Raw genomic sequence first — 21,452 nt, 5'->3', positions numbered from 1 at the left:
GGGCCGTTAATGTCGGAGCCTTCGATCCAAATCGGACATTACTGAATCAAGTACACAGCATTTTTATTCTTATGAAGTTGTAACCAAATTCTTTGGATGAGCCTCACGAATAGGCAGGTTAACCAGTGCGGCAGCGCTAGCAAGTATAATATCTGCGTACCACATCCACTGATAGCTACCACTTTGCACAAGAGTGATACCTCCTAACCAAGCACCAAAAAACCCGCCAATTTGGTGACTCAGCAAGGCAAAGCCAAACAAGGTGCCTAAATAGCGAGGGCCAAATAACTTGCCAACTAGCCCCGCCGTTGGTGGTACCGTAGCTAGCCAAGTAAACCCAAGTACTGCCGCAAAAATATAGAAGGTTAGTTCTGTCTTAGGTGCTACTAAATATATAGCTATTGCAATAGCACGCGAGGCATACATCCAAAATAGAATCATTTTCATGCGCTTAGTTTGCCCAAGCCAACCAGCGTAGATGCTGCCAACTATGTTGGCAAGGCCAATAATAGCTAATGAAGTCGCGCCCACTGAGGCTGATAATCCACATAGATTTACTTCGCCTGGGAGATGCGTGATTAAAAAGGCTATGTGGAATCCGCAGGTAAAGAATCCTGCATGTAAACAAAGATAACTGCGGTCTTTGAAGGCGATATGAAGTTGCTCGCTCAAAGTTACCCCACCGGCTTGTGCTACGCTACGTTTCTCAGCAATCCCTCTTTTTTCACGTAACGGCAGCGCTAAAAGAATAGTGCTTAATGATGCAACGGCCAGCGCTAATATTGCTACGACCCAGTTAAATGAACTGATTAACGCCTGCGTGAGGGGCGCAAATATAAATTGCCCAAATGAGCCGCCAGCATTAATAAATCCGGCAGCCGTAGAGCGGCGTTCGGCAGGTAGTCTTTGAGCAGCAGCTCCAATCAATATTGAGAAACTGCCTGCACCGGCTCCTGCTGCTGTAAGAATACCTATAGCAAACATTAAACCGAAGCCAGAATTCATGAATGGGGTGATGGCTAAGCCAAGCGCCAACATTAAAGTGCCAAGTACAATCACCTTAAAGGAACCAACTCTATCAGCAAGCATACCAAAGAGAGGCTGTGCTACACCCCATGTGAGTTGGGCAACTGCCATGGCAAAGCTCACCGTTACAATCCCTAGTCCAGTAGAGGTATTTAATGGCGATACAAACAACCCCATGGATTGGCGTATTCCCATAGTGACAGTCATAATTGCTGCGGCTGAAATTACGAGTGTCCAAAATGTACGTTGAGGGGTCATAAAGTCTTATTTAAAAAAAGTTGGAGGGTTAAGTGAGTGCTATTTGTCGCATGAGAATTGTAACTTAAAGCGAAAGAATGCTTTTTAGTAAATATTTTATGATGAAATGAATGGCCGCTTTGGGCCGAAACTCACGACATTAAGCGGCCCCAAGCAGACATTGGGGAAGAAAAGACACTAAATACACCAAGTGACTTAATAGATTAGGCGCTGCTCCGGAAAACTTTTGGTGTTCCTCACGAATGGGTAGATTCACGAGAGCAGCAATGCTAGCAAGTGCAATATCTGCATACCACAGTTAAATTGGCAGACTTTCCAACAAACTCATCAGCATCATTAAAATAAAAACCTGTTGTCTCTATGTTATATGGGTTGGTATAAAGTGTATTCATGGTTGAATCTCCTAAAGAAAAGCAGCCGCAGTTAAAAATCTGCTCTTTGCTCGTCTTCCCCATGGGGAACGGAAAGGTGGATTGTTTTTGGTGCAATGACTTAGAGCAGACTGATTTGCCTACTCCTGAATATTTCGTTTACCGCTCACTACGACTGGCGGGGCTGAAAACGAAAATCAGTAGTATGGTTGCCTGCTAATTGCTTGAGGTTTGGCTTTAAGTGCTGACGGTATTTGCAGCAGGAATGACAACGGGGTTGGCTGGCGTGATGGGGCTAGGCAGCACTATTCGATCAGAAATATAGGTAAAAAACTTTCCTTGCAGTTTTTTTTAAAAATAGATAATCTACGCATCTCAGTTACGCGTATTGTGGTTGTTAGTAATCTAACGTTACCATTGTTGGGCGAATCGCCAGACAGTAAATGATTGAGTGACATCGGAGGCACGAAGAAGGCCGCGCGCCCAAACCGCTCCTATGTCGCTCCTTTGGGCGCGCGGCCTTCTTCGTGCCTGTAATTTAGGTAGCTGAGTCCAAAAAATGACATTAAAAACAATAGACTCATTCTTAACGACAGTTGATCCTAACAAGGCAACTGTCGTTTCTTTTCCTGAGTTCATTGCAATTTTCGGTAGTGACATTTCGATTACGGAACAAAAATCACCTCCCTTATCAAAGCGGGATGCATTTTATTGGTGGTTTAAAGATAATCGAAGTGATTTGAATGAGCTAATACTACTACCTGAAAGCTACAATGACTGGGGGGAGTTCACAGTTTATAGTGACTTACTGTTATTTGAAAAAGATTTAGGGTATTTAACAAGTGCGGTAATAATTTTTCTAGAGTCACCTGGTTCAATTGCTGAACTAGGTGCTTTTTCCCAAATTGACTCACTGAGTGAGCGGTTAATTGTAGTGGTTTCAGACAATCATCATCCACAAAGATCATTTATTAGTCTTGGCCCAATTCGCAATATTACTGAAACAAAAAAACATCCCCATAGCCTTTGTGTTATTCCTGATGTTACAGCACACGAACTAATTAAGCACATGGATGTAATTAATAACTGCTTAACAAAGAAAATAGAACCTAAAACCCAAACAATTCACTTTGATCAGAATAATTTGCAACACCAAATTCTGCTGTGTTTAGACTTCATTAATTTGTTTTTAGTAATTCAAAAAACAGAATTAATGACACTATTAAAACATTTTGACGTTGAAATAAATACACCAAGACTAAATCAAATATTGTTTCTGCTTGATAAAACAAAACTAATTTTTTGTAAGCATTACGGAGACAACCAATACTATGCTCCTTTAAAGTTTAAAAAAACTTATATAGATTACACTTCAAAATCATCAGAGCCATCATTTAAGAGAGATAGAACAAAAGCATTGGTTTGGGAAGAAATTCAAAAGGATGTCTATCTAAAATACGTATATGACTCAGTAAAAAAACTTGGGGATACGAAATGAGCATCTTCAATAGAATGTTAACTGAACTGCCATACTCTAAAGATGAGCTACTTAACTTGATTGCTACTGCGCAGTTTAGGTACAAGGTGTATAAAATACCTAAAAGAAAGCCTAATCAGTTCCGCACTATAGCTCAGCCTTCTCCAGAGATTAAGTTAATCCAGCGTTGGCTAGTTAAGAGTGTTTTAGCTGATCTTCCTTTACATAAAGTAGCTACCGCGTATCGCAAAGGCAAGTCAATTGCTGATCATGCGAATTTGCATAAAAAATATCAATTTCTCTTGAAAATGGATTTTAAAGACTTTTTCCCATCCATTAATGTCTTAGATGTACGTAACTATCTAATTGAAACTGCAAACATGTCAGAGGATGATGCACGCTTAGTCAGTTCGCTTGTTTGCTGGAAAGATAAAGAAAAAAATAGACTTTGCCTTTCAATTGGAGCGCCAAGCTCACCCCATTTATCGAATATTATTATGTATGAGTTTGATGAGCAGGTGAGTATTATGTGTAAAGAACTTAATGTTTCTTACTCACGTTATGCTGATGACCTCGCATTCTCAACTAGTCAAAAAAACGTTTTAGAAAAAATACCCAATATTATTAAGAACATTTGCCTAGCGCTTGAATATCCAAAACTCATAATTAATGACTCAAAAACTGTTTCAACTTCACGCGCTAAAGGGAGAGTTGTTGTTGGTCTGGTTTTAACTTCCGAAGGTAATATTTCACTTGGTAGGGAGAAAAAACGCCAATTGCGATATGAGCTTTACAAATTTTCTAAAGGTGTCCTTGATCATGAAAGTATCTCTAAACTACGAGGCGACTTAGCTTTTGTTTGGTCAGTAGAAGAAAGATTTATCCATACATTATTGAGGCAGTTTGGAAACGAAGTCTTTACCAACTTAGAATTGCCATTTCAAAAAGCAGATTAAATTTTTTTATACTAAATGTCGGAAATTTATGCCATATAGCCACGAATCAATTAGTGAATACATCGACAAACTAAGTTTACATAAGAGAAATATAACCACGGAAGCAAATGAAGCATGGGGAAGGTGTAACTTTTCGCTCAGTGAGCCTGAAATTATTGAAGACTTTGTTAAGACGTCTGGAATGGGTATTAGTCATCTTAACAGCACAATTGCAGCTACCTTTAATGCATCACAAAAAAGATTTTCTCTCAAATTTGGTGGTATTTTTGCGCACCAAAGGCCTTATGTTCAGAGGCTAAAGCCCTATACTTCCGACCGAAAAGGAACTAACCCTACGGAAAAATGCGAATTGGCAGATTTGGCTTTAATTAATATTTTTTTAGATAAAAATAGAAACGTAATTTATTCAAGTGCCTCATTGTTTCAAGCAAAGAAGGATGAAACAGTGGTAAAAAATCTGACACAAGCCTTTTTATATGATTATGACGAAAAATTTGAATATGATTCATCAGCTTTCGCCTCAAAAACACCATGTGCTCATGGACAAAGAGAGCTGCCAAGATGGGATAAAAATAGAAGTTCAGCACTCCAGTACCTTTTGTTGAGCTCATCAAATCCTTTAGCAACAAAAGTACGTCAATCACCATGGGTTATTGATCACAAACATGATTTCGGATTTTTTCTTTATCGCATGCTAACTTTCAGTGCAGGAAAATCGTTTAAATATAACCTAAGGAAAATTGGAAAGTGGTCGTCTATTGTATATGATTTACTTACCATGGCTGCTGGAGGCATGAGAGGGAAAGCTAGAGGTTCTGGTGATTTAGATATTGTAATTGAACGAATTATGGAGTCGAATGAGTCGTCTCTTAACTTCCAAGTCAATGATCAGCTGGGTGTTTCCTTATTGCTAGCAATTACACAAGATACAGAAATTGCTCTAGACACGATTGATAGTTAATGTTGTGGGCAGGCGACTCACCCCAAGGTGAGTGAAGCTATTTTTCTGCCCAAGCATAAAATATGCTGCTGATTTTTGTGAGGTGGTGTTTAATCACTTCAATGTATGGTGAGCCATACCTTAAATTACTTCTGGGACTGAAATCTTCGTCTTCTTTCCAGAGCCTTAAGTACTGGAGGAGCAGTTTCACCTGCTGGAATAATGGGATCATCATCAAGTTGTAATACGCAGGAGTCTTCGTCATTCTCGCCAATCTGCCACGCAGGCTTAATTGTTAAAGCTTTCTTAAAAATAAATAGATCCCGGATTACTTTTGGTTCACTTGAGCCTAGAATAAAGACTGCAGGAATTAAGCAGAATATATTAAAGCTCTTATAAGCATTTAAAAACCTAGAAAGATTTTCATGAGTATCTGGAGTCATGGTTTGGATTCGAGATACTGCCATGAACTGCCCTCTCTCACCACGTGACTCATATGCATTAAGATTAGTACCAACTCTTAAACGATAGTGCGGAGGAAAATTCTTATCCACTCCAGTGATAATATTAATACTAATTTCTTCTTTTATATCTTTATCGCTTAACTTACTTCTCCATTGGGTGAATATTTGTCGCGCTGCTTCCTCATTTTTGAATATTAAGCCAATGCATGGGGGAAATTGCCCTTCTGGATAAACCATAAAAAATATACCTGACCATTTTGCTTTATCCCATACAGGGATATCGATCAAAGAAAAAACCTTTCTTTCACCATGCTTAAAATTATGAACATTTTTAATGTCATCCGGCACCTCACCTTCACCTGGTGTTAAAGGCTCTTGAGGTTTTTTTTCTTGAGCTATTGGCTGCCAAGAGGTCTGCCGTTTAAGTTTGTACCCATCTTGCTTAATTGAGTCAGACAATTTAGAAATTTCTAACCAATCTAAGCTTCCAAATATGTTTTTGCTCAAGGTCATAACATCAGAAAAGGTAAAAGACCTACAAAATATCTTTTCTTCCTTAACAAGCCGTTCTATATGATTTTCATCATTGACTAGTAAAACATTGGGTAAAAGAGTGGCTATAAAATCAGTAATAAATTCTCTAAACTTAAAGATTGTCTCTGCAGAGTTAATCTCAAAATCAGGTCTATGCAACACCTCCATTACACAGTTCTGGTTTTCGGTATTAAACTTTATCCCAAATGACTCTTTAATATCTTTGGACACTCTAACAATAATTCTCGGGTCTTGTTTGTAAGGGAAAAATCCTTCTAGACTAGTTGCAAGAAAAGCCTCTAAAGAACCCAGGAGAGATTCTGCAATTAAAATTGAAATCTCATTTGCATCCACTTGCATTATTAGTGACATGCCAAGAACATCACTTTTCAAAGATAATATTTCGCCGTTACAAAGCTCTGGGACTAAAGGCAAATCCTCTCTTGCAGGCTGAGAGTATAGAAGATTAAAGAACTGCTCAATTTTTTCTTCGCTATCCTCAAACTTTAGATCGTTTATTAAGGCTTCCAAATCTCCTAAAGCGAATACTAAAGTTGCTTCCGAACAGAATAAATGCAGTTGATCGAGTACATGAGGAATTTTCTCAAGATCTTTCAATTGATCAAGATTTGTACTCAAAAGTAAGATTGAAAACACACCATCAATATGTTGAATAAAGTCTTCATAACTTTTCTTTTTTTCATCTTCTAGATCTGTATGATTCGCAATATAAGCTACAAGCATAAAAGAAAATAAAACATGCGGGACTCTACCTAATTTTACTTCAATCCACGAAAGCTCTTTCGCAGCCAGAAGAGCCAAATCATGCATCGAGCCTGATGCATGGTGCTCTGATATACATATTGAAAGTGCTGCAAGTAGTGATGTTCTAGCTGCCCAATTCAATCCGGCTGCTTTGTAAGTTCCACCACATGCAATTAAGCATTTCACTAAGTCATCTTGATACTCTTCTTTTATAAGTTTCTCTTGAGCTTGTCCAAATAGCTTAATTGATTCATATATCAATCCCGCCTTAAATTTTTGAATCCCTCGATTGGTAATCGCTCTTCCAGCACTTCCTTCAGAGGTTCTTTCTTGCTCTATTTCAACAACAGTATCAAGCAATTTGTCATACGCGGCACTATTCGCAAATATTTCCCCTAATTCATAAATTACTTTTTTGAATGCGTCGAATGGATATAAGCCCAAACCTTTGGAGTTCTGAAAAATCTGATTGAGTTCATCAAAATATGGCTCAAATTTCGAAATGTCACTGCCCTGATGTTGTGCATCCAAAAGTTTATGAAAACTCAGCATAGTTTTTGCGTGTAGTGCATTATTAGGCCTATGCTCTTCAGATGATAGGCTCTCTAGGCTGGCTCTTAATGAATTACGCCTTTCATCAATTTTGTAGTACTTATCTTGGCATAAACCTAATTTAAAGTTAGCAACTAAAACATTCCAGAGGTTATTTGCCAACTCTACATCTTCAGCAAAGGTACTTGAAAGCGCTAATTCCTCGACCTTATCGTAAAGTCGTGACATCTCTTCGAGGTCATCATACACAAAGCAAGTAACCCAAGCTTGACGATAAGTTATACGCAAAATCTGTCTTTTATCACCAACTTTTTCCGCTATTCTAAGAGCTGATGCAAATCGTCCTATAACCTCGTTCCTATCGCGTTCAAGCTCACTTGCAATCACTGCGGCTTGATGACAATCTTCAGCTAATTGATAAGCGATGCCAGTGTATCGATCATGGTCTTTAATATTTTTATCTAGATCTGTTAGCTCAATTTCTCTTTGAGCATCATTAGGCCCAATTTTTTTTAGGGATGTAAGCTGAAGGCTTCCAATAGATAAAGTTTGAGCTGCAATATCAATGTTATCGTGATTAATAACTCTATCAACAATCCAACTACGGTCTAATATTCTTAGTTCTATCCCAAACTCAACTTTAAGAAGATCCTCAACCTCAGCTCTAGATTTATCGCGAACGAATTGGTTAGTAATGAAGTAGATTAATTTATAACCGCGATCAGTCTCAGCAATTTTTTTTACATCACTTTTAACTTTTGCTCGCCAATCTTTTTTTGCGCTGATTGCAAATGCCCAACGATTGTCAGCTGAAGCAGTACCTGTATACCATCTAAGAGAAATTTCCTCCGCAACAGGATATGTCTCGGTGTCTACTTTGCTATCCCCACCACCAGTAGGTCCAGTCTGCGGTAATAGATTTGGGCAAAGCTCTTTTTCAGCAAGACGTCTTGCAAAATGCTCAAATTCTTTATCTTGTCCACGATTTGTAAGAGTTTCTAAGTGATATTCCAATAAATCTTTAGTAAGTTGAGGCTCTTGGAGAGTTATTGAGTCCGAATAACGTTCAGGTCTTCGTTCTCGTAAGTATTCGGATGGTTTGTAAGGCTGATCCATGTGTTTTATTCCTCAATTAGAATTGTTCTACAATTAACTTTCGGATTTATTGCTTAGATAAACCAACCTTATTCAGTAGGAACAATAGTAAGTTCTAGCATTGCTTTATAGTGCATCGGATCGTTAACTTGGATTAACTCTAAAATTTCTTTTAATACAGTCGGCGCCTCGGATAATAATGACAAATCATGCTCGGGCTCTGCTATACGGTCAGCATGCGAATAAGTATGGAGGAATCGGACTATTCGAGCTTTTTTTGCAACATCACCATTTAATAGCTCAACTTGTTGGCGCAACTCTCCTGCCTTCCCAGGTATACGAAATGCCAGGAAAGACTCGAGAAGACGTCGTGCAATATTAGGCATTCCGTAGACTTCATTTAATTTTTTGGGATGTTCTTTAGCAGATCCTTCTTGTACACAGCTAAACAAATAATGATATTCAGATTCATGAGCGTGTAAAAGAGGATCTAGAGTTTCCAACTTAGCATTTCTTCCTTTTTCATTTATTTCGCAATTAAGCATATAAAAATGAACATCTGTAGACTTAGCTGGGTTATATGGTTTATGGAGGAATCTCCCTTCTGCGTTGAACCAATTCTTTACTTGGCGGAAAAATGCAAAATTGTGAGTAAGGACAAATAATTGTGCTGCATCACGTGTGTATGCTTTCATATGTCCGAAAGCACAGTAGAGCGAATTCGCGTCTAAGCTAGACACAGGATCATCTATAACAACTATGCCATTTTTAATGTCGAATCCAGTATCTTTTAATGATTTAAGAAAATACATAAAGGCGATTGAAGTTCGTTCCCCCTCACTCAGATGCACTGCAGGCTGGTCACCTCTAGAGATGGTATAACCATTATCTTTTACAACGAATCTAAGCTCGTCACGGCCAAGGTATGAAGCCAATTCTACGTTCAGTTCTTCAGCTGGCTTGCGATGCTGTCTAATATCCTTCTCTAGTGCAATAATTTCCTTTCTAAGAGACTTTAATTCGGACATTGTTTTTTCTAAGTCCTCGGTTGTTGAATTGGATTTTCCCTGAAGTTTTTCCCACGCATTGAATGTTCTAAGTACTTCATCCTGTTCAAGCTCTCTACGAGCGCTTTTTGCTTCCTTATCAAAGTTATCAGTATGGCTGTTGTGAGCTTTGATAATCTTGACTACCTCTTCTAAAGCATTTGCTCCAAGCAAAGCCCCCCAAGCACTAAAACCAACCAAAACTGCTTCTAATACTTTTATTAGAGTCGGAGTCTCGCCGCCAGCAGGTTCATAACCTCGCATCAAAGAAAAGGTGCTTAACTTTTTAAATGGTTCAGCACGTTTAGTGAAGAGTGTCTGCTTTAAATTATTTAAATAAGTGAGCAGCAGTGCGGATTGTTGATTTGAGGTTAATAGAGCTTTTTCGTAAGTAGGTTGAAGATGCTCGTAAAGCTGAGCCTTTGTAGGTAGCTGACGAGATTTGACTGTCGTTTCCAACTCTTCTACTTCACCTATTAGTTCGGCAATGTTGGTTTGAAGTATTTTAAATTGATCGTTGAAGTGAGCTTCTAAGCTCGCTATCCGTGAAGCTGGTATTGTTTGATCACAAAAATGGCATATCTCTGAACTTTCGTGTAAATCAAGACCATGTTGCACCCACCCTGCGAGTTCAGTGTTCTCAACTAATGTAGAGATACTGCTAGCTACAACAGTTTGTTCGAGAGCAGTCTGAATTCTTTGGGTTAATCCAGTTAAGTTCAAATCCCCGAAAACAGGCTCCGGGATTTTTTCCATCAACTTAGCTTTAATAGTACTTTCGAGTTTGCTTCTCTCTAATGAAGGTAATTGAGCTGGCAATGAATCCAAATCATTTAGACGTAATAACTGTTCTTTATATCTAGGTGCTTCATAATTATTATAACGAGGATCACCAAGTAGGAGATTGCGAATACTGCGGGCTTGCGCAGTGCAGTAAGTATTTAACTCGGAGCTAATATTTTTGCTCGACTTATCCAGTTCGGAAATTTCAGTGACTGTAACTTGCTCTAGTAACTTCAGTTCAGATAGCTGCTTTTGTTTATCTGCACTATCTTCACCTAAAAAATACACGGGAGGAAATTCTTCCTCCCCAGGCTTTTCGAAAATATTACTATTTACAAAATCCCTATTAAATACACGTAATGCCGATAATGTTTCTGATGACTCAAATGCATTTCCACTGAATGTAGCCCCATCAACCACAAACTGTATATCATCCCCATCAGGTGTGGTTTTTTTTTGCATACATCTGAACAAAGTTGATAACGAAGTTTTTCCCGCTCCATTCCAACCATATATCAAATTGAACCTACCAAATTCTGGCAAGGTTGCCGGCCATGAAAAATCTTTGAAAATACGATATCCCTTGAGTCTTTGTATTTTATTAATCTTCATGACTACCATCCCTCATCTTTTTATTTTTAGGAAAATTTTCGCATATGAGAAAATCTTAAAGCGTGCTATCCAGTTTCAAATGTGGACCTTTGTCATATGCATTTTGACACGTTGCGTAGCAAAAGTGTAAACATGCCCATGAACTTGTATGACCGTAAAAAAGGGTAGGCCATGCGCTGAAATAGCGCTGGAAACTAAGAAGAAGCATAGTAACAATACTATGGCACCACTTCCTCACCACTTTTTATTACTCAGTGCGTTAGAATAGGTTTTTCGCGCATGCGAAATATTTAATAACTAAATCTGCTATTCATGGCTTATGGATGGACGAGGGTAAAATAAAATTAGTCAGAACTCCTCACTCTCCTGGGGTCCATCTTCAATTGGTAAATTCTTTACCCCCACTCCTGATTGGTCTTTAACTCTTAAAGAACAAAAATTTTTGCTCTCAGAAGGAAGTAACAGACATCAGGGAGATGTATTTACTTTAGAAGCTCTTCAAATCATTCCTGGAGCATTTTGGGCAACGGTAGTTTTCCCTGTCGGCAAACGAGGCTCTGTTACTCTCGACGGAATTCCCAATGATACTGCCAGAGCTATGCGTAACTCAGTGCTACGTGTCATCAGTACGATTAGAGACCATCAACGTAAAGAAGCTTTACTTAAATATCTTCCAACACTAATAAAACCAGTTCTGGAATGGAGCAGTAAAGTTTTTACTGCATGCAATGCACAACTTAAAGTTAAAGGATGGCTAACGCATGAATTCAAAATTAAAGTTATTCAATCAAAACCTCGCGAACTAGAGGCAATAATTGATGAAGCGATAATTCTCAATTATCTTGAAGCGCAGCCCGAAAACATTCAAAACGCTATCAAATTTTGGAAATTAAATTTTGATGAGTATGCCGACTCACAAAATCAAGCTCATCTCAAAAATGAGATGAAAGTACATAAGGAATTTTTTGATCGGGTTGAAAAATCACCATTAACAGAAGAACAAATCAAAGCCGTAGTATGCTTTGATAACCGAGTATTACTAGTTGCATCTGCCGGTTCAGGCAAAACATCCACTATGGTAGCTAAGGCAGGCTACGCCTTAAAAAAAGGCTACTTTTCGGCAGAAAAAATGCTTTTGTTAGCATTCAACAACGATGCTGCAGCGGAACTGCGCGATCGCATCAAAGCTAGACTTGAGCCATTGGGGCTACCAGCAGATCAAATTGTCGCGAAAACATTCCATGCATTCGGTCTTGATGTCATAGGTCAGGCAACAGGCAAACGCCCCTCATTAGCACCTTGGGTAGAAGGTGGGCGAGACATTGACACCCTGTTAGAGATTGTAGACGGCCTCAAGGATCAGAATCCACTGTTCCGGATGCAGTGGGATATTTTTAGAGTCGTAATAGGCCAGGATCTTCCCGCTTTTGGGAAAGAAGCCGAGTCTCCTGACTCATGGAATAACGCATCTAAGAGCGAAGGCTTCTGGACTTTAAATAATGATGTGGTCAAAAGTCGCGGAGAACTATTAATCGCCAATTGGTTGTTCTATAACGGGGTCAATTATCGTTATGAAGAACCATATAAGATTGAGACGGCTGATTCTTCTCATCGGCAATACCGCCCTGATTTTTATTTCCCCGATATAGATGTTTATTTAGAGCATTGGGCACTAGATCAAAATGGAAGGCCTCCAAAAGAATTTAAAGGCTATCAAGAGGGCATTATTTGGAAGAAAGAGGTGCATGCAAAGAATGGCACCAAACTTTTAGAGACCACAACGGCAGGCCTTTGGTCTGGGCAAGCTTTTATCTATTTGGCCCAAGAACTCACTAAGCTAGGCATTGTCCTCGATCCGAATCCAGACCGTAATGTTCCAGGGAGAAAACCTATTGAAAGTCCGAGGCTAGCCAAGACATTCAGAACATTTTTGACTCATACCAAAAGCAATCGTCTAACTCTTCAATCATTGAAAGATCGCGTCAATAACGGAGTGGCAGGGCAATTTCAGTACCGCCATACAATGTTCCTGAGTCTTTTTGAGAGTATGTGGGAAGCTTGGGAAGGAAAATTAAGAAATGACAAATGTATCGACTTTGAAGACATGTTGAATCTGGCTGGCGATTGCATTGAACAAGGCAAATGGTCGAGCCCTTTCAGTTTAGTAATGGTAGATGAATTCCAAGATGTAAGCCATGCACGTGCTAGGCTTGCAGCTGGTCTCATTAATAAACCTGGTAGATGTTTGTTCGCCGTAGGAGATGACTGGCAAAGCATTAATCGATTCGCCGGAGCAGATCTTGGAGTAATGACTCAATTCGAAGAACGATTTGGCAGTGCCAATATTCTAAAGTTGGAGACCACCTTCCGTTGCCCACAATCTCTCTGTGACATCAGCAGTAAATTTGTACAGAAAAACCCTAAGCAAATCACCAAAAAAGTACGCTCCACAAAAAATGATATTGCTGAGCCACTACGTATTTTAAGAGTGGATAAAGATGAAAAAATCCGTATTGCTATAGACAAGCGTATTGAAGAAATTGCATCAACCCTTACAAATGAGCACAGGGTAACTGTCTACGTTCTTGGCCGGTATAACCAAGATAGGCAATATATGCCTATCAAATCTGTCGATAGCCGAGTTTCAGTTGAATTTGTTACAGTGCACTCATCGAAAGGTCTTGAAGCTGACCATATTATCATTCCGAAAATGACTTCAGAAACATTAGGGTTTCCAAGTCGAATCGAAGATGATCCGGTCTTACAATTAGCGATGCCTTTTGGTGATACATACGTATATGCTGAGGAACGTAGACTTTTTTATGTAGGCTTAACACGATCCAGAGGTACTGTTACTTTAATCACTTTAGCTCATCAAGAGTCGTCATTCATTTTTGAGTTGATCAAAGATTTCGGCATCCAACTACACACAATCAATGGCGATGTAGATTCGAGTGAAGTATGCCCTAAATGCAATCAAGGTATTCTTGTTCGGAGAACTGGGCCATACGGTTCCTTTTTGAGTTGCAATCGATACCCTAAATGCGACCACAAGAAAAATATAAAAAATGCCATATCGAAATACTAATGGAATAAATTTTTGCTTAATTTAAAAGCGATATATGTGCATGAATGAAGACGGGCTCCTTATGTTTTCATCTTATAGCAACTATCACAAAGAGTTTTAATTAATTTAACTGTTCTTAAATACCCAGCTTCACCACACTCTTCACAAATTTCTTTAGAGTCTTTCTCTGCGATCGAAATCAAGTCTGCCATGTATGCATTAGAAGGTAACGGACGAACACTTATGACTTCACCAAACTGTTCTACCACAAAATTTTGCTCTTCTTTTTTTCCAGTACGGCAGTAAAATTTCAGTGAGCCAAATTTTGACTTCACCTGCATAGCAGCAGGCCATGATTCTGAATGTGGATCAATATCTTCTGATTCAGCAGTATTCTCCAAACTTCCAGATAATCGATATAGTAGATCGTACCAACCATCACCTACATAGAGTGCTGAGTTCATTAAGCTTAGGTCGTTGGGATTAAATTTACGGTATAACTTAGGGAAATTCAGAATTAGATTTTTTTGTTTATCTGGGCTCATTGAAATTCTTACAATTGCTTAAATGTGGTTTACGTACTTTTAAATAGCACTCTCGATACTTTCAATTTTTCATAATTAAAATTATCAACTGAATATAATTGCTTCCCATTTTTCAACTTATAAATATCTACTTGTAAATCTGAGTCATTTATTTCTGCCCTACTAATTTCAAGCAATTGATTCATTTCCCATGATTGGGATTCATTTATGAAGGGAGGGGAAACTAAATATGCTTTCTGAACTTCGATGCCCTGATTTTCCACTAAATTCATGAGCTGAATAGGATTAGACAAAAAATACGATGTTGCTATATTCAATCCATTTTCCTGCACTATGCATTCAGCAAAGAACCATTCAGCATGTATAGATAATTCACAGTAAGCCCAAATACTTTCCCCATTTTCAACAAATGGAGAACAAATTTTCGCATGATCTAGAGTTTGAAACATGTGTAATTAGTAAATAAATGAACAGTATACATTGTAGTTATATATTGTTCAATTTGGCTAGATGGTGCTTCCACTAAGGAAGTACAAATGGACATTAAAAAATCGCTAGGAATTGCTTTAAAGCAGGCAAGAAAAACGAAAAATCTATCTCAAGAAGAATTTTCTGTGGTTTCAAGTCGCACTTACGTTAGCACACTTGAGAGAGGCCTTTATTCACCTACGGTTGAAAAACTGGAAGATTTGGCGAAGGTTTTAGATATACACCCGCTGACACTTTTGGCATTAGCTTATTTAAAGAATGAAAAATCTTTGAATACAACACTTTTATTGAAAAGAATAAAAGACGAACTTGAAGTTTTGCATACAGACAACTAAGTAAAAACCTAACCTGGCATTCATCCAAAAATAATACGCCATGATGCGCAAGTGAGATTTCACCCGGCCTTGGAATGCCGCCGCCGCCCACCAACGCAACGCCCGAAGCCGTATGATGCGGCGATCTAAATGGCCTGCGTTTCCAATTGTCCAGTTTGTAACCACCGTTAAGCGATTGTATAGCAGCACTTTCTAAAGCTTCTTGCTCGGTCATGCTAGGCAATATTCCAGCAAATCGATTCGCCAACATGCTCTTGCCTGTGCCTGGCGGCCCGCTCATTAACATGATGTATACTTGAAGACCAATAATCTTAATTACACGATGTCAATATTATGAAGAACTATTCAAATACAAGAGCTTATAGTTATTTAAGGTTCAGCACACCCGAACAACAACGAGGAGATTCTTTTCGTAGACAAACTGCACTTGCAGATAAATATGCCCTTAAAAATAATTTAATACTTGATACTAACCTTAACTTTAAAGATGCAGGCATATCTGCATTCCGTGGAAGAAATGCCTCTGATGGGCAACTTGGTGCATTTGTCATAGCTCTTGAAGAGGGAATTGTACCCAAAGGTAGTTATCTTTTAGTTGAGTCCTTGGATCGTATTAGCAGACAGACGCCATACAAAGCGCAAAATTTGCTTCAAAGTGTCATCTTAGCTGGCGCTGTTGTAGTCACATTATCCGATAATAGGAAATATGATCTAGAAGCTTTAGAAAAAGACCCAACTTCCTTAATTATGAGCGTCCTTATTTTTATGAGGGCACATGATGAAAGTGAAATGAAATCTAAAAGACTTAAAGCAGTATGGTCTGAAAAAAGATCAAAAGCTTTGATAAGTAAAACACCTATGACATCTTCATCACCAGGATGGATGGAGCTTGATTTAATCACAAAATCTTTCCGCTTAATCCCTGATAGAGTTTTAGTTGTACAGAGAATTTTCAATTTAACTATTGATGGCATAGGGCAAGGAATTATCGCACAAACATTAAATAAAGAGGGTGTTCCTACTTTCGGTAGGGGGAAATTTTGGTATAGGACATATATATCTAAAATTCTTGAAAACCCTGCAGTAACAGGAGTTTTTGTACCCCATGTTAATTCGTATACATCTGGTAAGTTAGAACGAATTCCACTCGATCCCATTGAAAACTATTTCCCAGCGATTATTAAACCTGACGTTATGAAGCAAGTTGAGGCAATGAGTTTTTCAAAACAATCTAGAAGGGGAAGACATTCAGCAAAACCACTAAATAATATATTTGGAGGATTAGGTAAATGTGATCTATGTGGAAGCACAATGACTATGACTAATAAAGGTTCGGGAAACATTTATTTTGTTTGTACACGGGCAAAGGCAGGTGCAAATTGTAGCTACAAAACTATTCATTACAATAAAGTTGAGACGTACTTTAAATTGGGATATCAAGAATTATTTAATAACATGCCAGATACCTCAGAAGCCTTAACCAGATCGCTTCACAATTTAGAGGTTATAAAAGCTCATCTCGAATGGTTAAATGAGTCAATTTCTAATTTAGTTGATGCAATTGAAAATAGGATAGGTGTAACTATTTCAACAACTTTGCTTGAGCGCCTAGGGGTTTTAGAGGAAGAGAAAGTTAAAACTCTAGCTTTAGAGACGGAAGAAAATGGCAAACTTGAACTTGTAGAAAGAAACATGGTTAAGCTACGTAAAGATACATTGCTTAAATTGCTTTCACAAGATTCATTGGAGAAAGAAAAAGTGAATGCTACTTTAAGGCAGATATTCAAAGCAATTCACATTTCTATCGAAAAGAAAACTTTAGAATTTGAATGGCTACATAGTCCAACTAGAACATGTATTAATTTTTCGAAAGATCCTGTAATCACAATTCATAAAGGTACTGCGAATGTAGAGAGGATAATTCCTGCCCCACTACCAAATTCAGCAGTATCAATTAAGGATTTAGCGGCTAGAGCTCTACAGGCTAAGCGTGAAAAAGATGATTTATTAAGTTAAATAGTTAATTCTAAAAGTTAAAGAATTTGGTTTTAATTACAATAAATCAATGTTCAGGTGTGTTTTATTAAGATTACAAACAGTTGGCATTGTTATAAATCTATACGCATAAGCATTTAAAGCTCTATAAGGGCATATTCTAAATTTGTGAGCTACTGGTATAGGTAACAAATTATTATGTGTGTAGCAACCCAAAACATTGCTTGTTTGACTATTTTAATTCACTGAAAATGATAATTGCTACAAAGAACGGTATGTGTCTTATTTAAGAAAAGGATTTTAGATTAATGATTGATTATGTAGTTTATAAATTAACTTTTCCTAACGGTAAGATTTACATAGGTAAAGATATTGGCGCAAATGGCCATTCATTAAGGTACTTTGGTTCATGGTTTAACACCTATGTAGAATCGGATTTCACAGAAGCGGAATTAAGAGATTTTACAATTCGTAAAGAAATTATATTTGAATCAAAAGACAAGGCTGAAGTTAGTAGAAAAGAAAGTGAATACATAGTTTCAATGAATAGTAATGATCCAGCAATTGGATACAATCAGACGCATCGCCGCAGTAAGATAACCATGTGAGAAGAGAATATTAATTCCCTTAACTAATGATTTGTTATATAGCTGTTTGAACGAGATATCTGTTTCTTTTGGTTAAGCAAAATTATTGTAAAGAACAAGCTGTATTCGCAAATGTTCAAAGTTTATACATAACAATTTAATACTATTTTAAAGATAAATATAACATCGATTAATAAACTATTAATTGAAAAATAATCGTGAATACTCTATGTAATCTATTCACTCTGAAATACATAGTATTGAATTACTGATAACTATTTAACCAGATTTATCGATTAATAGAGTCACACGTTATGGATAAAATGATGGGAAAAATACTCAATCATAACTCCTTGATATATATAATTAAAACTTAGAGTCACCCTAGATGGAATAATCTAAACATCGCCAGATGATTAATAATTACTATCTAGGCTTGCCCATGACCCTCAGTTCTCGCGATTCATAATAACTATCTAATTAATCTTCTGAGATAACAATAATGAATTGCCGAAAACTAATTAACTTAGAGTTATTAATTTTCAATGCTAATATCAAATCCAAAAGTTGAATATCCATAAAAGAGATACGAGGATTTAATGGCAAATATTATAAATTTAAATGATCCAGAGGGGGACTTCCTAAAATCCCTTACAAGATGCTTCCAATCAGGAAATTTAAATTTCCTATTAGGTTCAGGTGCATCATCACCAGCCATTTCAATTGCGGGAAATATAGAGCTTGAGATTGCTAAACTTCAAAATAGTGGCGAAGAAAAAGATGCTTTGACTACACTGTATGAGTTTATTCGTGATCTGATTATTCCTAATCAATCATTAGCTACTGATACCCCTATGATGATTCAAGATGGTGAAGAAGAAGATCAGCATAAAAAGAGATTAAAAAACCTTCGTAACACTTTAAACAACTATACAAATTTTATTGGCGTCATTGAAAATATCTTAAATGAAAGAAAAACAAGTCTAATTAGTAAACAGGCAAATGTTTTCACATCAAATTATGATTTATTCTTTGAAAGTGCTGCCGACAGATTCCAAACTATCAAGCTGAATGACGGCTTTGTCAGAACATGCAATTTAAAGTGTGAATATAACTACTCTCCTCAAAGTTTTTTTAATTCAACCTTTAACACAGGCAATTTGTATAACTACAAAGTTGAAATTCCAGCAATAAATTTAATTAAATTACATGGCTCACTCACTTGGAAAAGAAGTAAATCAGCAATAACTTTTTCTGTTGGATTTCCTGAACCTATCATAGGACTCAAAACACTTAGCAAGCTTAAAGAATATCTAGATAACTTTTCAATAATTCTTCCACAAATAAGTAAGTTTAAAGAAACAATAATGGATCGAACTTATTATGAGTTATTAAGATTATTTGCTAATGAGCTAGATAAAGAAAATACTTTTTTAATTGCATTTGGTTTTTCATTTGAAGATGAACATATCCTTGAAATTACTAGAAGAGCATTGAAAAATCCAACATTAAAATTAATGATTATTGCTTATGATCAAGATGCCGTTCAAAGTTATGAAGAGAAATTTAAAGGTTTTTATAATGTAGATATTGTCGCGCCATTAGAGGGAGAAGTGACATCATTCGATAAGCTAAATCAATTAATGGATTCAGTCACATCCGTGCCTGTACTAACATTATGAATACATTAGATCTAGTCAAGGATGCAGTTTTACGTGTAGGTGAAGTAACTCAAGTTGATGGACGTAAAATATTTATAACTGTAGATAAAAACAAAAATCTTTCAGACATATTTTTCAATGGGGATATTTTAAAAAACATATCTGTTAATAGTTACATAGAGATTAGAAAAGGTTTCTTAAGCATCATTGGTAAAGTTGATGGTGAGAAGGTAGAACCGCTTAAGTTTTCAGATACTGATTACGTAGCAACGAATCGCAATTCAAGAATTCTTAGTGTTACTTTGACTGGATATATTAATCAACTAAATAAATTTATTGGTGGTACGAAAGAGCTTCCCTTGATTGGTAATGAAGCTTACATAGTTACAAAACAACGAACACATCAAATACATAACTTCGTATCATCAAATGAGCCCAGTATTAAAATCGCCACTACAGAAGGAGATGACATTGATATTGAATTGCCTATCGATGGATTGTTTAATACACATATTGCAATATTTGGTAATACAGGCAGTGGAAAATCAAATACATTAGCCATTCTCTATAAAGAGTTATATAAAACCTTAAGAGCTAGAAATGAAGAAGCATTCAATGCTAACTCGCATTTTGTATTATTTGATTTTAACGGTGAATATATTAAAAGTAATTGCATTACACCACATAAAAAAGTTTACAAACTTTCAACTGAATCAAATAGTGGAGACAAGATACCTCTGGACGCCGAGAGCTTGCTTAGTTTAGAAGTTTTATCTTTGTTATCGGATGCAACAGAGAAAACCCAAAAACCGTTCATAAGTAGGGCTATGGCTTTATATGCCTCCGTTAACAAAGCTGATGATCCCGATGAATATTTACGTAACATAATTAGAAAACAAATAAAATCTGTATTACAGATGGCCGATAAAGTTAGAGCGTATTTGCTAATAGATTACTTAAAAGATTTATTACCAAGTGTAGATTCAAAGGGTGTTGAAGTGGAGATAGAAAGTGACCTTGAATGGTTGAATAAATCTGAGCAGTTTGTTATTAATGGAAGTATATATCCTCAAACTACTCCAAACGAAATTGAGAAGAGTATTGTCTATAAACATGTCAAAGAATATAAACAGCCTGAAGAAATATTAGCCCGTGTAATCGATTTTCTATATATTCAGCTTATTAAAGATGTGCTTACTAATAGAGCTCAAAATGAACATATAGCCCCAGCAATTAATAAATTAAAAAGTAAAAGAAAAGATATACACAAGCTCTTTGATACATCAGGCGTTCATACATTTTGGGAGAGCAACTTTGTTGTTGTGAACTTAAATAAAGTAAATCTGGATATGAAAAAAACCATACCTCTATTACTTTCTAAGATGCTTTATTCCGAACAAAAGAAATTCAATAATTCAAAGTCATTAAATATAATTATTGATGAAGCTCACAACATTCTTTCAACAGTCTCATCTCGCGAGTCAGAAAGCTGGAAAGATTATCGATTAGAAACTTTTGAAGAAATTATAAAAGAAGGTAGAAAGTTTGGAGTTTTTATTACAATTTCTAGCCAAAGGCCCAATGACATATCAGCAACTATAACGTCTCAAGCACATAATTATTTCATACACAGATTAATTAATCAGAAAGATCTCGCAACGATATCTAGTGCAGTTTCATATATTGACAAATTTACAGAAGAATCAATACCGACACTCCCAATCGGAACATGTATATTTAGTGGTATCGCCAGTCAGATGCCGTTAAAAATAAATATTAAAGAGCTACCCAAAATATACCAACCTAAAAGTGAAACTCTTAAATATAGAACGATAGTACCAATATAAACCACTGATGAGACTCAAATTTAATACCCTGTACTAACAACAATTTT

15 protein-coding genes and 1 pseudogene are annotated in these 21,452 nt (G+C 36.9%); 10 read left to right on the top strand and 6 right to left on the bottom strand.

The annotated features are described in order from the left end of the window. Nucleotides 1-69: 69 nt before the first annotated feature. Nucleotides 70-1,284, bottom strand: a complete 1,215-nt coding sequence (locus METVE_RS0105245; RefSeq protein WP_020184194.1) for an MFS transporter — start codon at nucleotides 1,282-1,284, stop codon at nucleotides 70-72. Between the two features lie 390 nt (nucleotides 1,285-1,674). On the opposite strand from METVE_RS0105245, the gene METVE_RS12765 reads away from it, so the two are divergent. The 4 genes from METVE_RS12765 to METVE_RS0105230 all read left to right on the top strand — a co-directional run bounded on the left by METVE_RS12765 (nucleotide 1,675) and on the right by METVE_RS0105230 (nucleotide 5,049). After that, nucleotides 1,675-1,875, top strand: a complete 201-nt coding sequence (locus METVE_RS12765) for a hypothetical protein (RefSeq protein ID WP_157258781.1) — start codon at nucleotides 1,675-1,677, stop codon at nucleotides 1,873-1,875. A gap of 339 nt (nucleotides 1,876-2,214) precedes the next feature. Beyond that, on the top strand, nucleotides 2,215-3,153 hold the full coding sequence (locus METVE_RS0105240) for a retron St85 family effector protein (RefSeq protein ID WP_020167402.1): 939 nt from the start codon (nucleotides 2,215-2,217) through the stop codon (nucleotides 3,151-3,153). After that, nucleotides 3,150-4,088, top strand: a complete 939-nt coding sequence (locus tag METVE_RS0105235) for a retron St85 family RNA-directed DNA polymerase (protein WP_020167401.1) — start codon at nucleotides 3,150-3,152, stop codon at nucleotides 4,086-4,088. The genes METVE_RS0105240 and METVE_RS0105235 overlap by 4 nt, the downstream gene beginning before the upstream one ends. 28 nt (nucleotides 4,089-4,116) lie before the next feature. Further along, the gene (locus tag METVE_RS0105230; RefSeq protein WP_020167400.1) at nucleotides 4,117-5,049 is read left to right on the top strand and encodes a hypothetical protein; all 933 of its coding nucleotides are present in this window, start codon (nucleotides 4,117-4,119) and stop codon (nucleotides 5,047-5,049) included. 125 nt (nucleotides 5,050-5,174) lie between these two features. On the opposite strand, the gene METVE_RS0105225 is transcribed toward METVE_RS0105230, so the two are convergent. Together METVE_RS0105225 and METVE_RS0105220 are read right to left on the bottom strand one after the other, a co-directional pair. After that, nucleotides 5,175-8,459 (bottom strand): hypothetical protein, encoded by a 3,285-nt coding sequence (locus METVE_RS0105225; RefSeq protein WP_020167399.1) that lies wholly within the window; start codon nucleotides 8,457-8,459, stop codon nucleotides 5,175-5,177. A gap of 68 nt (nucleotides 8,460-8,527) precedes the next feature. Then, nucleotides 8,528-10,879, bottom strand: a complete 2,352-nt coding sequence (locus METVE_RS0105220; RefSeq protein ID WP_232415397.1) for an AAA family ATPase — start codon at nucleotides 10,877-10,879, stop codon at nucleotides 8,528-8,530. 343 nt (nucleotides 10,880-11,222) lie between these two features. Here METVE_RS0105220 and METVE_RS0105215 point away from each other — a divergent pair, with 343 nt between their 5' ends. After that, a complete protein-coding gene (locus METVE_RS0105215) occupies nucleotides 11,223-13,967 on the top strand; it encodes a UvrD-helicase domain-containing protein (protein WP_081621894.1) in 2,745 nt (914 codons plus the stop codon). Nucleotides 13,968-14,026: 59 nt separating this feature from the next. On the opposite strand, the gene METVE_RS0105210 is transcribed toward METVE_RS0105215, so the two are convergent. Beyond that, complete coding sequence (locus METVE_RS0105210) at nucleotides 14,027-14,491, bottom strand: hypothetical protein (RefSeq protein ID WP_020167396.1); 465 nt, start codon at nucleotides 14,489-14,491, stop codon at nucleotides 14,027-14,029. A gap of 29 nt (nucleotides 14,492-14,520) precedes the next feature. After that, complete coding sequence (locus tag METVE_RS0105205) at nucleotides 14,521-14,940, bottom strand: hypothetical protein (RefSeq protein WP_020167395.1); 420 nt, start codon at nucleotides 14,938-14,940, stop codon at nucleotides 14,521-14,523. 87 nt (nucleotides 14,941-15,027) lie between these two features. On the opposite strand from METVE_RS0105205, the gene METVE_RS12685 reads away from it, so the two are divergent. After that, nucleotides 15,028-15,315: a helix-turn-helix domain-containing protein gene (locus tag METVE_RS12685; RefSeq protein ID WP_081621893.1), complete on the top strand. Its 288-nt coding sequence runs from the start codon at nucleotides 15,028-15,030 to the stop codon at nucleotides 15,313-15,315. A gap of 19 nt (nucleotides 15,316-15,334) precedes the next feature. On the opposite strand, the pseudogene METVE_RS12680 reads toward METVE_RS12685, so the two are convergent. Then, nucleotides 15,335-15,598 (bottom strand): annotated as a pseudogene (locus tag METVE_RS12680) (ATP-binding protein); the annotation flags it as partial. Between the two features lie 50 nt (nucleotides 15,599-15,648). Between METVE_RS12680 and METVE_RS0105195 the strand changes: the two are divergent. The 4 genes from METVE_RS0105195 to METVE_RS0105175 all read left to right on the top strand — a co-directional run bounded on the left by METVE_RS0105195 (nucleotide 15,649) and on the right by METVE_RS0105175 (nucleotide 21,405). Then, the gene (locus METVE_RS0105195; RefSeq protein ID WP_020167393.1) at nucleotides 15,649-17,331 is read left to right on the top strand and encodes a recombinase family protein; all 1,683 of its coding nucleotides are present in this window, start codon (nucleotides 15,649-15,651) and stop codon (nucleotides 17,329-17,331) included. Between the two features lie 287 nt (nucleotides 17,332-17,618). After that, the gene (locus METVE_RS0105190; protein WP_020167392.1) at nucleotides 17,619-17,918 is read left to right on the top strand and encodes a hypothetical protein; all 300 of its coding nucleotides are present in this window, start codon (nucleotides 17,619-17,621) and stop codon (nucleotides 17,916-17,918) included. A 578-nt stretch (nucleotides 17,919-18,496) separates the two neighbouring features. Continuing rightward, nucleotides 18,497-19,579 carry an SIR2 family protein gene (locus METVE_RS0105180; protein ID WP_020167390.1) on the top strand — a complete coding sequence of 361 codons (1,083 nt, stop codon included), beginning with the start codon at nucleotides 18,497-18,499 and terminating at the stop codon, nucleotides 19,577-19,579. Further along, entirely contained in the window at nucleotides 19,576-21,405 is a 1,830-nt protein-coding gene (locus METVE_RS0105175; RefSeq protein WP_020167389.1) for an ATP-binding protein, read from the top strand. The genes METVE_RS0105180 and METVE_RS0105175 overlap by 4 nt, the downstream gene beginning before the upstream one ends. Nucleotides 21,406-21,452: the final 47 nt, after the last annotated feature.

The sequence above is a fragment of the Methylotenera versatilis 79 genome (assembly GCF_000384375.1).
Lineage (GTDB): Bacteria > Pseudomonadota > Gammaproteobacteria > Burkholderiales > Methylophilaceae > Methylotenera_A > Methylotenera_A versatilis_B.
Note: the sequence above shows the minus strand (reverse complement) of the source record. Positions and strands in the feature narration are given on the sequence as shown.

Excerpts from the sequence above, each read along its gene's own strand:
- METVE_RS0105195 (WP_020167393.1), top strand. The coding sequence starts at position 15,649 with ATGAAGAACTATTCAAATACAAGAGCTTATAGTTATTTAAGGTTCAGC.
- METVE_RS0105210 (WP_020167396.1), bottom strand. The coding sequence starts at position 14,491 with ATGAGCCCAGATAAACAAAAAAATCTAATTCTGAATTTCCCTAAGTTA.
- METVE_RS0105240 (WP_020167402.1), top strand. The coding sequence starts at position 2,215 with ATGACATTAAAAACAATAGACTCATTCTTAACGACAGTTGATCCTAAC.
- METVE_RS12685 (WP_081621893.1), top strand. The coding sequence starts at position 15,028 with ATGGACATTAAAAAATCGCTAGGAATTGCTTTAAAGCAGGCAAGAAAA.
- METVE_RS12765 (WP_157258781.1), top strand. The coding sequence starts at position 1,675 with ATGGTTGAATCTCCTAAAGAAAAGCAGCCGCAGTTAAAAATCTGCTCT.
- METVE_RS0105190 (WP_020167392.1), top strand. The coding sequence starts at position 17,619 with ATGATTGATTATGTAGTTTATAAATTAACTTTTCCTAACGGTAAGATT.
- METVE_RS0105180 (WP_020167390.1), top strand. The coding sequence starts at position 18,497 with ATGGCAAATATTATAAATTTAAATGATCCAGAGGGGGACTTCCTAAAA.
- METVE_RS0105235 (WP_020167401.1), top strand. The coding sequence starts at position 3,150 with ATGAGCATCTTCAATAGAATGTTAACTGAACTGCCATACTCTAAAGAT.
- METVE_RS0105245 (WP_020184194.1), bottom strand. The coding sequence starts at position 1,284 with ATGACCCCTCAACGTACATTTTGGACACTCGTAATTTCAGCCGCAGCA.
- METVE_RS0105230 (WP_020167400.1), top strand. The coding sequence starts at position 4,117 with ATGCCATATAGCCACGAATCAATTAGTGAATACATCGACAAACTAAGT.
- METVE_RS0105225 (WP_020167399.1), bottom strand. The coding sequence starts at position 8,459 with ATGGATCAGCCTTACAAACCATCCGAATACTTACGAGAACGAAGACCT.
- METVE_RS0105175 (WP_020167389.1), top strand. The coding sequence starts at position 19,576 with ATGAATACATTAGATCTAGTCAAGGATGCAGTTTTACGTGTAGGTGAA.
- METVE_RS0105220 (WP_232415397.1), bottom strand. The coding sequence starts at position 10,879 with ATGAAGATTAATAAAATACAAAGACTCAAGGGATATCGTATTTTCAAA.
- METVE_RS0105205 (WP_020167395.1), bottom strand. The coding sequence starts at position 14,940 with ATGTTTCAAACTCTAGATCATGCGAAAATTTGTTCTCCATTTGTTGAA.